Source organism: Stenotrophomonas sp. YJH_SMC_8, from assembly GCF_059371315.1.
On record NZ_JCAFUL010000014.1, the window covers coordinates 1 to 13,454 of the forward strand.

Here is a 13,454-nt window from a genome sequence, read left to right on the forward strand (position 1 = left end):
CGTGGGCGCCAAGCTACATGGCGATCGTCGAGATCCAGGCTTGTACGGCGGCCCACGCCGGCTCTCGGCACCTACGCTGCCAGATTCCGATCAGATAAGGCTTGGCAGCCGCATCCATGCGGCTGACACCCCCGCGAACCCATGCCTCCCCACCCCTGACAGTCTCCTGGCACGTCCGGTAGATCCACGCCATGCGTGGATATCATCCGCACCGTGAATGTGCCGGCTATCGGATGAGAATCACCTACGACCAAACCAGATGGTCTTCTGTATCCAACCTGTGTGTGCCACGGCAGTGGCTCTGGTTCACGTCCAGGTCGTACGTGTTCTTGTCCTGCTCGCTGCACGTCTCCAGCCTCTACGCCTGAACGGTTCGCAGAGCCACGTCATTCTCCGCTGGCCACTGTTGCCTGGACTCCGTTGAGCATCAACCGGTCGAGCAGCTGTCGTCCCCTGCGCCGGCCCCGCCTAGCGGCGATTGAACCAGATGAGCTGCTGCTGCCAGCCGGCACCGGCCATGCAGGCATTGAACTCGCTGCTGCGGTCGGACGCGTTGACGTCCACGATGTAACTCTCATCTTTCGGCATCGGCACCATGTTGTACTTGCCGTCAATGGCGCAGACTTCATCAAGCCTGCAGGGCACCTTGCGGTCTTCGTAGACAGTGCGCGTGGCCACTTCATTCCTGACCGGCCAATGATCGTCGGCCTGCGCCCTGCAACTCGAATGGGCGGGGCCGAATGACCGCGCACCCGCATCCATCTTCACCCATTCCATCGTGCAGCCACTGCTGGCAAGCATGATGCCAATCACCCCCATCATCCCCATCGCGCGCGCGATCATCGAAGTACTCCTTTCCCTGGCGCTCGCCGGAATTTCTGCGGCAATCCGATGATGTTTCGCGGCAAGAGGGCTGTCCACGACCGGAATCGCTTCCAGCGGTAGCGCTGCCCTCCCCATTCAGCCGGCGCTATGCTTGCCTCGATCCAACCGCTTCGCGTTGCCCACACAGCAGGCAGGCGGTCGCCGCGCGGGCCCCGCATCGGGCCGGATCACGTAAAATGCCGTCCATGGACACCACCACCTTCCCCTACGACACCGCCCGCCTGGGCGAACTGGCCCAGCTGCTGATCGACAACGTCCGCGAACTGGCCCAGGCCGGCTGGACCCCGGCCACCAGCAGCAACTTCTCCCACCGCCTGGACGACCGCCACGCCGCGATCACCGTCTCGGGCAAGGACAAGGGCCGCCTGATCGAGGACGACATCATGGTGGTGGACTTCGACGGCAAGGCCGTCGGCCGCCCGCTGCGCCCCTCCGCCGAAACCCTGCTGCACACCCAGCTGTACCGCCGCTTCCCGGAAATCGGCTGCGTACTGCACACCCATTCGCCGGTGCAGACCATTGCCTCGCGCCTGTACGCGCCGCAGGGCCATGTGCATCTGGAAGGCTACGAGCTGCTGAAGGCCTTCGCCGGCAACAGCACCCATGAGATGGCCGTGGACGTGCCCGTGTTCGCCAACACCCAGGACATGGACGTGCTCTCGGCCCAGGTCGACGACCTGCTCGACCGGCAGAACCTGTGGGGCTACCTGATCGACGGCCATGGCCTGTACGCCTGGGGCCGTGACATGGCCGAAGCGCGCCGCCACCTGGAAGCCTTCGAATTCCTGTTCCACTGCGAGCTGGAGCTGCGCAAGCTGCGCGGCTGAACCCGCGCGCAGGTGCAGATGCCGATCCGGAATCTGCGCCCCGCCCCCGCCCTGCTACCCTGTCTTCCCCCCGAGACGTTCAAGCTGCCGCCATGAGCCGACTGCGCATCTACGACGACACCCGCCCCGAATCGCCGCTGCTGGACACCCAGGACGGCGCGGTCATTGCTGCCGAACTGCAGAAGATCGGCGTCACCTTCGAACGCTGGCAGGCCACTGCACCGGTCGCACCCGGCGCCAGCCAGGAGGAAGTGTTCGCCGCCTACCGCGCCGACATCGACCGCCTGGTGGCCGAGAACGGCTTCAAGAGCGTGGATGTGGCCTCGATCGCCCCGGACAACCCGAACCGCGCCGAGCTGCGCAGGAAGTTCCTCGACGAGCACTTCCACAAGGAAGACGAGGTGCGCTTCTTCGTCGCCGGCTCCGGCCTGTTCACCCTGCACGTGGAAGACAAGGTCTACGAGATCGAGTGCGTGAAGGATGACCTGATCGCCGTACCCGATGGCACCACCCACTGGTTCGACATGGGCGATGAGCCCAGCTTCGTGGCGATCCGCTTCTTCACCGAGCCGGATGGCTGGGTCGGTCATTTCACCGGCACCGACATCGCGCAGAAGTTCCCCCGTTACGTACCCACCCAGGCGTCCTGATCCATGCAGCCCCGCGTCATCCTGACCGATATCGAAGGCACCACCAGCAGCATCTCGTTCGTCAAGAACGTGCTGTTCCCCTATGCCCGCAAGGCCTTGCCCGGCTTCGTCGCCGAACACGGCCAGGACCCGGACGTGCGTCGCTGGCTGGACGCGGTGGCCACCGAGATCGGCGGCGCCTGCCAGGACAGCCTAGTGGTTGAAACGCTGCAGGGCTGGATCGACCAGGACCGCAAGCACACCGCGCTGAAGGCGCTGCAGGGCCAGATCTGGGACGAAGGCTACCGCCGGGGCGATTACACCGCGCATTTCTACCCGGAAGTGGCACCGATACTGAAGGGCTGGCACGCCTCGGGCCTGCCGCTCTACGTGTACTCCTCCGGCTCGGTGCCGGCGCAGAAGCTGTTCTTCGGCTTCAGCGATGCCGGCGACCTCAGCCCGCTGGTATCGGGCTGGTTCGATACCGAAGTCGGCGGCAAGCGCGAGGCCGACAGCTACCGCCGCATCGTGCAGGCGATCGGCGTACCGGCCGGCGAGATCCTGTTCCTGTCGGATGTGGTGGAAGAGCTGGACGCTGCCCGCGAAGCCGGCCTGCAGACCCGCCTGATCGACCGCCTGGATGATTACCCGCTGCCGCGCACCGGCCAGACCGCCAACGGCCACGAGCGGGTTGAGAATTTCCAGCAGATCCAACTGTAAGGGTGTGCGGACCAACGGTCCGCAACCACCTCAACGGTCCGCACCCTCGCCGGGCATGGCCCGGCGCTACCATGGTCCATGAATGGTAGCGCCGGGCCATGCCCGGCGGATGCCCTCAACGGTCGTTGAGGGTCTTCACCTTCAGCGCTTCGCGCAGGGTGGTCAGGTCCACCGGGCCGCGTACCGCGATATCGCGCGTTTCACCCGGCAGCAGGTCCAGCAGGTTGTCTTCAAGCGTCACGTCCAGCGCGCCGAAGTCGATCCACGCCGCACGCACATAGGCCGCGCTCTGCAGCCGCAGGCGATAATGATCGCCGTCGATGGCGAGAGTCGCTTTCAGTTTCTGCCGTGGCAGCACCTGGTCCCTCGCCTCGACGAAACCGACCACCTGCCGCGCGCTCACCTTGCCGTCCTGCAGCAGTTCGAACACCGCCACCGTCCGCTTTGGATCGGCACCGGCCAGCAGCTCCGCGTCGCGGAAGTCACCGAGCGCGGTGACACCTTCCGCGGTCAACGCCACCGCCTCCTCGCGCTGCCGCAGCACCTTGCCGTCCACGTCCACCACCCGCAGCCGCCAACGTGCATCCTGCGCGGCGCCATCATTGATCAGGCGCACCCGCGTATTGCCCTCGTCGCGCAGCGCAGCCACCGTCACCGGCGCGAAGAAACGCCGCGCGGCAAAGTGCAGCGCCTTCCAGCGGCCGAAGTAGTCCACGCTGGACCATGAAGCGCCCGGCCAGACATCGTTGAGCTGCCAGTACAGCGAACCCATCGTGTACGGACGCGAGGCACGGTGATGCAGCGCCGCCAGCGCGATGCCATCGGCCTGCATCACCTGGCTCAGGTAGACGAAGTCCTCGAAGTCCTTCGGCGTGCCGTAGCCCAGTTCGATGTAATGCAGCAGGCGGCTGTTGCCCTCGCCGGCCATGAATTTCTGGTGTGCGCGGATCACCGGGCTGTCGATGCGCTGCTCGGCACCGGTGGCGATCTGGTCGACCGTCGCCACCGACGGCCACGCCTGCAGGCCGTACTCGGACATGAAGCGCGGCGTCTCGCGCAGGTAGGCCTGCACCGGCAGCGCCGGATTGCCCCAGACCTGCCAGTAGTGCTTGTCGCCGCGGCTCGAGTCGTTGGCCTTTTCATCCAGATCGTTGCTGGGCGAACTGGACCAGTACGGCACGCCAAGCCCTTCCTCGCCAACCACCGCACGCAGATCGTGGCCGAACAGGTCGACATAGCCCTGCCAGACCTTCGCCGCGAACGCCGGATCGGCCGCCTTCAGGTCGCGGCCATGGCCCCAGTCCTTCCAGGCGGTTTCCTCTTCGTTGTTGCCACACCACAGCACGATGCTGGGGTGATGCCGCAGGCGCCGCACGTTGTCGCGCGCCTCGGCGACCACGCTGGCGCGGAACGCCGGATCGTAACCGGGCTGCATGCCGCCGCCGAACATGAAGTCCTGCCAGACCAGCAGGCCGAGCTCATCGGCGATGTCGAAGAACGCGTCGTCCTCGTAATAGCCGCCACCCCAGTTGCGCAGCATGTTCATGTTGGCGTCGCGCGCGGCCACCAGCACCTGGCGCAGGCGCGCGGCATCAACGCGTGCGGGGAAGGCATCGAACGGAATCACGTTCGCGCCCTTGGCGAAGATCGGCACGCCATTGATGACGAAAGCGAAGCCCTGCCCGCCCTTGTCGTCCGTTTCGCGGCGCAGTTCGACCGTACGCAGGCCGATGCGCTGCTCGCGGGCCAGCTCCGGCGCGCCACCGTCGTCCAGGCGTGCCTGCACCGTGTAGCGGTCCTGCGCACCGTGGCCTACTGGCCACCAGCGCCGCGGATCAGCCAGTTCAACCGGAACCTCGATGCTGTTCTGGCCGGGCTTCAGCAGCACCGTGCGCTTCACCTGGGCCACGCTGCGACCCTGCGGATCGCGCACATCCACATTGACCACCGCAGAACCTGCTGCACTGCCCTGCTCCACCTGCAGCAGCACCGCCAGCTTCGCCTGCTCCGCGCTCAATGCATCGGTGCGCACGGCCAGATCGGTCAATCGATGCGTATCCCAGGCCTGCAGGTCGACACCGCGCCAGACGCCGGCGGTGACATAGCGCGGGCCCCAGTCCCAACCGAAGTGGTAGGCCGGTTTTCGCGCGAAGTTGCCGACCATCGCGTCCTTCGGCTCATCGCCATAGGGCGAAGGATAGTTGCCGGCGATCTTGTGCGGCATCGCCTGCACGCCCGGCAACAGCGTGCGGATCGGCGACCGGAACACGATCTGCAGCTCATTGTCCTTCGCACGCAGGCGGCCTTCGACCCGGGCACGCCACGTGCGGTGTGCGTTGTCCGCGCGCAGCAGCGGCTTGCCGTTGAGCACGACCTCGGCATAGGTATCCAGCCCGTCGAAGCGCAGTTCGGCATTGGGCTTGGCAACCGTCGCGGCATCCACATCGAAGCGGGCGCGGTATTCCCAGTCCGCCAGGCCGATCCACTGCAGCTCGGCCTCCGGCGCGCCGACATACGGATCGCGGATCAGCGCATGGGCCAGAAGGTCGGTGTGCACGCTGCCGGGTACCTGGGCAGCACGCCACTGCTGCAGGCCCGGATGGGCCGCGCCCTGCGCGTCGCCGGGCAGCATGCGGAACTCCCACTGCGCCTGCAGCGGGGCCGCCGGTGCAGGGAACACAGAGGCTGCGATCAGCAGCAGGAGCAGGCGGACAACGAGGGGAAGGCGATGCACGGGATGCTCCTGTTTTTCCGCCGGGCATGGCCCGGCGCTACCAATTCAACACGCCACGGTAGCGCCGGACCACGTCCGGCGAGGGCGCAGCGCGGCAGACCTCAACGCACGACGTTCAACACTTCGTAGCACGCACCCATGGTGTGGTAATCCACCTTGCCGGCCGGGCTCTTCTCGTCGCTGTACTTGCGGTTGTCGGCATCGAGGATGCGGAACCAGGCGCCGTACTGGTGGTCGACGAAGTGCTCCCACGAGTACGCCCAGATGCGCTCGTACCACTGCCAGTAGCGGTCATCGCCGGTGCGCTTGGCCATCAGCGCGGCCGTAGCCAGCGTTTCCGCCTGCACCCAGAAGTACTTGTCATCGTCGCAGACGAAGCTGTCGCCGCCGATCGGGGCGCCGTCCATGCCCGGCTGCCGGCGCGTTTCCGGCGCGAAGCCGTAATACAGGCCACCGCGGGCGTCATCCCAGCTGCGCGCCACCGCCACATCGAACAGGTGCTGCGCGGTCGGCACCAGCCAATCGGCCTGCACGTGGCGATCGAGGATCAGCAGCAGCTTGGCCCACTCGGTCTGATGGCCGGGCTGGAAGCCCCACGGGCGGAACAGGTGCTTGGGGTCGTCCAGGTTGTAGTCCCAGTCGATCTCCCAGTTGACGTTGTAATGCTCCCAGACCAGGCCACCGGCCTTGGCGGCCTGGCGGCGGGTCATGTTGTCGGCCAGCTGCAGCGCGCGCTCCACATAGCGCTGCTCGCCACTGGCCTCGAACGCGGCCAGCATCGCCTCGCACATGTGCATGTTGGCGTTCTGGCCACGGTAGCCGGTGAAGTTCCACTGGCCATCGGCTTCGTCCTTGTACAGGCCATGCTGCGGTTCCCAGAAGCGCGCTTCCAGCAGCTGCCAGGTCTCGTCCATCCAGTCACGGGCCTGCTCGACACCGGCCTTCAGCGCGCAGCTGTAGGCCAGCAGCACGAAGGCCACGCCGTAGCAGTGGTTCATGTCGTCCTCGACCTTGCCGTCGCGCAGGGTCCAGGCATAGCCACCGGTGGCCGGATTGCGATGCACTTCGCGCAGGTAGCGCACGCCGTGCTCGACCGCCTCGCGATATTCGGCGTTGCCGAACTCGCGGTAGGCCATCGCGTAGTTGAAGACGAAGCGCGTGCTGCTCACCAGGTGGCGGTGGCTGGCATCGTAGATGCTGCCGTCATCCCGGAAGTAGTGGAAGAAGCCACCGTTCGGGTCGATGCAGCGCGGGTGGTAGAACGCCATCGTGTCGGCGATATGCGCACGCAGGAACGCGGGCGAACGGAAATCGGGCGAGGTGTTCATGCGGTAATGTCCTGGGCCTGCAGCAGCTGCTGCACTTCATCGAGCGAGGGCATCGCGGCGAACGCGCCCTTGCGGGTAACAGCCAGCGCGCCGACCGCGGCGCCGAAGCGCAGCGTGGCGGTGATCGCCTCCGGGTCCTGGCAGAACGCGGCAAAGCCTGCGCCCGCGCCCCCCCGCTCCAGCAGTCCGACCAGCACGCCACCGACAAAGGCATCGCCGGCGGCCGTGGTATCGACGGTGGCTACGCGGAAGCTGGTGACCGTGCCGTGGTTGTCGCGCGTGTACCAGTGCAGCGTGGCCGCACCATCGGTAACGATGACCCAGCGTGCCTGTGCGGCCAGCAGGCGCTTCAGCACCACCGCCTCACCATCGGCACCCAGCGGTGCCGCCAGGTAGTCCAGCTCCTCGCGCGACAGCTTGACCAGGTCGGCACGCTGCAGCGCCTGCCACAGGCGCGGCGTCGGATCTTCGTTGGCCGGCCACAGTGCCGGGCGCAGGTTGAGGTCCAGGCTGACCACCGCACCGGCGGCACGGGCGCGCTCCATGCCGGCGAAGGTCGCCTCGGCGATGGACGGCTCGGTCAGGCTGTTGGAGCAGACGTGGAAGCACTGCGCGCTGTCGAAGCACGCGGCCTGGAAGTCGCTGTCACGGAACAGCAGGTCGGCGGCCGGCGGGCGGTAGAAACTGAAGCTGCGCTCGCCGCTGGCATCCAGCGCGACGAAGGCCAGTGCGGTCTTGGCCGCATCGGTACGCACGATGTAATCCGTGCCTACGCCGTGTTCGACCAGGCTCTCGGCCAGGAAGTCACCAAACATGTCGCGGCCCAGCATGCCGACGAACTGGGTCTTCGCACCCAGTCGCGCTGCCGCCACCGCAACGTTGGCCGGCGCCCCGCCGGCGTACTGCAGGAACGCGCGCGGCGTGTCGGCCGAGGCCGGCGGCTGCGCTAGTAGATCGATCAAAATTTCGCCGAAGCAAATGATGGAACCCATTCCGGACTCAGCCTCCCTGCGTTGCGGAAGCCGGCGTACGTGCGCCGACCAGTCCGTAGAAAATGATGTAGCCGTAGCACAGCAGCGGCAGGATGAAGCTGGCCTGCACACCGATGTGGTCGGCCAGCACGCCCTGCAGGTACGGCACCACGGCGCCGCCGACGATGGCCATGATCAGCAGGCTGGAACCCTTGTTGGTCAGCGGGCCCAGGCGCTCGATGCTCAGCGCGAAGATGGTCGGGAACATGATCGAATTGAACAGGCCGATCGCCACCACCGAGTACAGCGCGATGTTGCCGGAGGTCAGCATGGTCGTGACCAGCAGTGCCACGTTGACCAGCGCGAAGATCGCCAGCAGGCGGCTGGGCGAGAAGCGCGCCAGCAGCGCCGAGCCGGCGAAGCGGCCGATCATTGCCATCGTCCAGTAGGCCGACACGTAGTGGGTGGCCTCCTGTTCGCTGAAGCCACCGATGTTCGGCATCGACAGGTAGTTGACCAGGAAGCTGCCGATCGATACTTCGGCACCGACGTAGAAGAAGATGCCCAGCACGCCCAGCAGCAGGTGGCGCTTGCGCAGCGCATCCAGGTAGCTGTGGTGGTGACCCTGGTCGGCCTGTTCGGTGGCGTCGCTCAGTGCCGGCAGGCGGAACAGGAACACGAACAGCGCCAGCAGTACCAGCGCTACCGCCAGGCCTACGTAGGGGCCCTGCACGGCCTGCGCCTCGGCGGCGCGGTAGGCCAGCTGTTCGGCAGCCGGCAGCGCGTTCAGTTCATCGGCGCTCTTGACCGTGTTGGACAGGATCAGCATGCCGCCGAAGATCGGGGCGATGGCCGTGCCCAGCGAGTTCAGTGCCTGCGCCAGGGTCAGGCGGCTGGAGCTGGTCTGCTCCGGGCCCAGCAGCGCGACGTAGGGGTTCGCAGCGACCTGCAGCACGGTGATGCCGGTGGCCAGCACGAACAGTGCGCCGAGGAAGGCGCCATAAACGCGCAGCTCGGCCGCCGGCCAGAAGCCCAGTGCGCCGATACCGGCGATCACCAGGCCGGCCACGATGCCCTTCTTGTAGCCCAGCGCCGCCACCAGGCGGCCGGCCGGCAGCGACATCAGGAAATAGGTGCCGAAGAAGGTGAACTGCACCAGCATCGCCTTGGCGTAGTTCAGCTCGAACACTGCCTTCAGGTGCGGGATCAGGATGTCATTGAGGCAGGTCAGGAAGCCCCACATGAAGAAGATCGTGGTGACCACGGCCAGCGCCTTGCCGTTGGTGACGGCGGGTGCGTTGCCCGAAGAACCCGATGGACGGGGCGTTGCGGAGATCGGCATGCGGTACGCGCCTCGATGCGCGGAAGGTCGTTGTTGCGTGGAAGGGGTACGTGGAAGGAATCAGTTCGGCCGTGCGGCACTGCTTTCGCGGATGCGCAACTGCACCGGCGCCACCGTGCGCCGTGGTGGCGCGTCCGGTTCGTCCAATCGTTGCAGCAGCAGCGCGGCCGCCTGCCGGCCTCGCTCGCGCGGATCGGCGGTGAGCGTGGTCAATGGCGGCACCGCGACCGATGCCTCGGAAATATCGTCGAAGCCGGTCACGGCAAAGTCACCGCCCGGACGAATGCCTCGCGAGTTCAGGCCCAGCATCAGGCCCAGCGCGACGGTGTCGTTGTAGCAGACCGCTGCACTCGGGCGATGGCCATCGGCAAACAGCTCATCGGTGCGCGCAGCGGCTTCCAGCCGGTTCGGCGCCGACTCGATCATCCAGCCCGGCGGCAGCGACAGACCGGCCTCGGCCAGCGCCTGCTGGAAGCCGGCACGGCGCTGGTGGCACGAGCTCGACGCCGCGTGGCCGCCGAAGAAAGCGATCTGGCGATGGCCGCGCTCGATCAGGTGACGCGTCGCCAGGTAGGCACCGTGCTGGTTGTCCAGGGTCAGGAAATCCCAGTCGGCCCCTTCCAGCTCGCGGTTGAACAGCAGCACGTTGGCATTGGCGCCCAATGCCTGGCGCAGCTGCGCGGTGTCGCTGCCTTCGGCCGGCGACAGGATCAGGCCGGCCGGGGTGTGCTCCATCAGCGTGGACAGCACCGCCTGCTGGCGCTCCGGCGATTCGCCGGTGCTGCCCAGCAATGTCACGTAGCCACGCCCGCCCAACGCCTCGTCCACACCGGACGCAAATTCGGCGAAGAACGGGTTGGACAGGTCGTTGATCACCAGCGCGATGCTCGACGAGGTACGACGACGCAGGTTGGCGGCCGCGCGGTTGTAGACATAGCGCTGGCGACGCAGTTCTGCCTCGACCTTGGCCCGGGTATCGACGTTGACCAGCGGGCTGCCGCGCAGCACCAGCGACACGGTTGCCCGTGACACGCCGATGGCACGCGCGATGTCGGTCACCGTCACCGCCTTGCCGGCGCGCTTGCTGGGACTGCTGCCGTTGTCGTTCATCGTCTTCCCGGACTCCGCTGGAGGCTCAAGCCTAATGGATCAGGGCCGTGTCGTGCCGTGCCGTTCGCTGGGTCACCGCGAACGGCACAGTCCGGCTCAGCGCAGCTGGCTGCCCGGTGCCGCGCACCAGGACACCGGCAGGTCCTTCACTGCCGTGCCCCAGCCCTGCTCCGGCGCCTTCCCGTCGAGCGCGAAGTGCAGGCGCGGGCCCTGCTGCAGGCGGTTCCAGTCCAGCCACACCGGTGCATGCGCCTGGCCATCGACCTGCACGCCCTGCACGTACTGCAGGCGGCGGCCATCGGCGCCCGGCGCATCGATGCGCAGCGTGCGGCCATTGCCCATGTCCACTTCCACCTTGGCAAAGCGCGGCGTGTGCAGCAGGAACTGGCCGCTGCCCGGCACCGCCGGGTAAACGCCGATGGCACTGAACAGGTACCAGGCCGACATCGTGCCGAGGTCGTCGTTGCCGGTCACGCCGTTCGGGGCGTTGGTGAACAGCTGCTGCGCGGCACGCACCACGGCAGCGGTCTTCCACGGCTGGCCGATCAGCGTGTACAGCCACGGCGAGTGCAGGTCCGGTTCGTTGTTCGGGTTGTAACGGAACTGGTTGTAGTAGCTGTACGGCCCGACCACCCACTCCTTGCGGGCAGCGTTGAGCGGGTCCGCCTGCAGCGCATCCATCGCGAAGAAGGCATCGAGGCGACGACCGGCCTGCTCGCGGCCATCCATCGCTTCGACCAGGCCCGGTACGTCCTGCTGCGCCAGCCACTGGTACTGCCACGCGGTGCCCTCATGGAAACCGTGGTGCGAACGCGGGCTGTAGTGACCATCGGCCGGGGTATACCACTGGCCGTCCTCGGTACGCGGGCGCGGGAAACCGGTGAAGCCGGTCTCGGCATCGCGCACCTGCGGGTCCCACACCTTGCGCCAGTTGCGGCCGCGCTCACGCAGCGTCGCCGCATCCTGCGCGTGGCCAAGGCCATCGGCCATCTGCGAGAGCGCGCAGTCGGCCAGCGCATATTCCAGCGTCGCCGAGCCGCCGTGGTGCGGATCGACGTCCATGCCCTTGGACGGGAACGCACGGTCATAGACCACGTAACCCTTGTCCAGGTAAGTGGGGTTGCCGGAGCGGCCGGCCATCCGCGAGTTCAGCGGCGGCGTGCCGAAGGCGTTGCGGCGCAGCGCATCCCAGGCCTGCGATTCACGGCCCTTGAGCGCGCCGAAGCGCCACAGGTCGACCATGAACGGGGTGACCGGGTCGCCGGTCATGATGTTGGTCTCGAAGTTGGCATAGCCCCAGCGCGGCAGCCAACCACCCTGCTCGTCGATCGCCAGCAGTGTGCGGCCGATATCGCGCGCCACGTCCGGACGGGTCAGTGCCAGCCACTGGTTCTGCGCGCGGTAGGTATCCCACAGCGAGAAGTACTCGTAGTACGTCCAGCCATCGGCGCGATGGATGCCATCGTCGTAGCCGCGATAGCGGCCGTCCGCATCGTTGCCGGTCATCGGCTGCAGCAATGCGTGGTAGACCGCGCTGTAGAACACGGCGCGGTCGTCGGCGTTGCCACCCTGCACGCGCACCCGGCCCAGCTGCTCGCGCCAGGACTGCTGCGACAGCGCACGCATGCGGTCGAAACCGAGCAGCGCCCCACCCTGCATACCCTCGGCGCGCAGGTTGGTGCGCGCGCCTTCGGCATCCACGTGCGAGATCGCGCTGACCGCGGTCACCGACTGGCCCTTGGCCAGGTCGAAGCTGAGCCAGGCGCCATTGGGCTTCTGCTCGCCTTCCATGCTGTGCCGCGCGCCCGGCAGGCCACCGCCCTCACCCCAGGTACCGTGCGCCTTGAACGGACGGTCGAACTCGATGCGGAACCAGGTGGTGTACTGGTGTCCGCCACAGAAGCTCTTGGTCACCAGCTTGCCTTCGACCACGCGGTCGCCGACCACATCGACCACGCTGCCGATCACCGAATGGCGCTCGTTGGCCTGTCCGACATTGACCAGCACGTGGCCATCGCCGCTGCGCTGGCTGAAGGTGTAGCGCTCGGCTGCGGCGCGGGTGCGCGCGGTGGCCTCGGCATCGATGCCACCGTAGCTGGTCAACCGCACCTTGTAGTAGCCGGCCTGGCCGATCTCGCCGTCATGGGTGTAGTTCGAGGCGTAGGCCTTGTGGTCGAACTGCTTGGCGTTGCCGGTATCGAAATCGCCGCCGGGACCGATGCTGCCGGTGACCGGCAGGATGGATACCTGCCCGCCCTGCTCCCAGCACCCGGCGCCGGAGATGAAGGAGTGGCCGAACCCGCGGATCTTCTCGTCGTCGTAGCGCCATCCAGAATAGTGGCTGCCGATCGGGCTGACCTGGATCAGGCCGAACGGTGCCGACGCGCCCGGGAAGGTATTGCCGTCGTCCTTGCTGCCGATGAAGGTGTTGACCTCACGCTCCAGCGCCGCCGGTGCCGCCTGCAGCAGCATCGGCACGGCCGAAAGCGCCAGCAGGCAGGCCAGGCGCGCCAGCGGGCGCGAGGTCGATGGGACGGCGGGAGCAGACGGCACTGGACGCATGTCGGGTTCCTGTAGTCGATGATGCGGAGGCTGACGGCCGGGGCCGTCCGGCACCGTTCCGCTGAGCCCCGCCGTGACCGGCAGAGAGCTCCCCCTGGAATGACGCCCGACCCATTCGACCGTGAATTTAGATCGATTCAAGTAGAGCATGCAGGTTCAGCCGAATGCATTCTGCGGCGCAGCATGAGAGGGGGTGTTCGGCAGGGCTGCGCCCTGCACCTGCTACGAGCTGGAGCGACAGCGACAGCGACAGCAGAAGCCGGTTTCCTGTGGGGAGTCGGGGTGGGTCCGGTTGCGGGGGACGCCGTAAACCCGTCCCTGGGGGCTTGGCCGCGGCATCCATGCC

10 protein-coding genes are annotated in these 13,454 nt (G+C 67.0%); 3 read left to right on the plus strand and 7 right to left on the minus strand.

What is annotated here, in order from left to right:
• Positions 1–468 precede the first annotated feature (468 nt).
• A complete protein-coding gene (locus tag AC5P88_RS16235; protein ID WP_099530986.1) occupies positions 469–843 on the minus strand; it encodes a hypothetical protein in 375 nt (124 codons plus the stop codon).
• A 227-nt stretch (positions 844–1,070) separates the two neighbouring features.
• Between AC5P88_RS16235 and AC5P88_RS16240 the strand changes: the two genes are divergently transcribed.
• The 3 genes from AC5P88_RS16240 to mtnC all read left to right on the plus strand — a co-directional run bounded on the left by AC5P88_RS16240 (position 1,071) and on the right by mtnC (position 3,061).
• Entirely contained in the window at positions 1,071–1,712 is a 642-nt protein-coding gene (locus AC5P88_RS16240) for a methylthioribulose 1-phosphate dehydratase (protein ID WP_111112366.1), read from the plus strand.
• Between the two features lie 92 nt (positions 1,713–1,804).
• Positions 1,805–2,362, plus strand: a complete 558-nt coding sequence (locus tag AC5P88_RS16245; RefSeq protein WP_180864655.1) for a 1,2-dihydroxy-3-keto-5-methylthiopentene dioxygenase — start codon at positions 1,805–1,807, stop codon at positions 2,360–2,362.
• 3 nt (positions 2,363–2,365) lie between these two features.
• Positions 2,366–3,061: an acireductone synthase gene (mtnC, locus tag AC5P88_RS16250; protein WP_495225515.1), complete on the plus strand. Its 696-nt coding sequence runs from the start codon at positions 2,366–2,368 to the stop codon at positions 3,059–3,061.
• Between the two features lie 115 nt (positions 3,062–3,176).
• Here the strand turns inward: mtnC and AC5P88_RS16255 are convergent, their stop codons facing one another.
• The 6 genes from AC5P88_RS16255 to AC5P88_RS16280 form a co-directional block, all read right to left on the minus strand.
• On the minus strand, positions 3,177–5,795 hold the full coding sequence (locus AC5P88_RS16255) for a beta-mannosidase (RefSeq protein WP_495225516.1): 2,619 nt from the start codon (positions 5,793–5,795) through the stop codon (positions 3,177–3,179).
• A gap of 101 nt (positions 5,796–5,896) precedes the next feature.
• A complete protein-coding gene (locus AC5P88_RS16260) occupies positions 5,897–7,123 on the minus strand; it encodes an AGE family epimerase/isomerase (protein ID WP_495225517.1) in 1,227 nt (408 codons plus the stop codon).
• Positions 7,120–8,115 carry a carbohydrate kinase family protein gene (locus AC5P88_RS16265; RefSeq protein WP_495225518.1) on the minus strand — a complete coding sequence of 332 codons (996 nt, stop codon included), beginning with the start codon at positions 8,113–8,115 and terminating at the stop codon, positions 7,120–7,122. The genes AC5P88_RS16260 and AC5P88_RS16265 overlap by 4 nt, the downstream gene beginning before the upstream one ends.
• A gap of 7 nt (positions 8,116–8,122) precedes the next feature.
• Positions 8,123–9,436, minus strand: a complete 1,314-nt coding sequence (gene fucP / locus AC5P88_RS16270) for an L-fucose:H+ symporter permease (RefSeq protein ID WP_049434978.1) — start codon at positions 9,434–9,436, stop codon at positions 8,123–8,125.
• 60 nt (positions 9,437–9,496) lie between these two features.
• A complete protein-coding gene (locus AC5P88_RS16275; RefSeq protein WP_087922403.1) occupies positions 9,497–10,546 on the minus strand; it encodes a LacI family DNA-binding transcriptional regulator in 1,050 nt (349 codons plus the stop codon).
• Positions 10,547–10,642: 96 nt separating this feature from the next.
• On the minus strand, positions 10,643–13,108 hold the full coding sequence (locus AC5P88_RS16280; protein ID WP_495225519.1) for a GH92 family glycosyl hydrolase: 2,466 nt from the start codon (positions 13,106–13,108) through the stop codon (positions 10,643–10,645).
• Positions 13,109–13,454 lie beyond the last annotated feature (346 nt).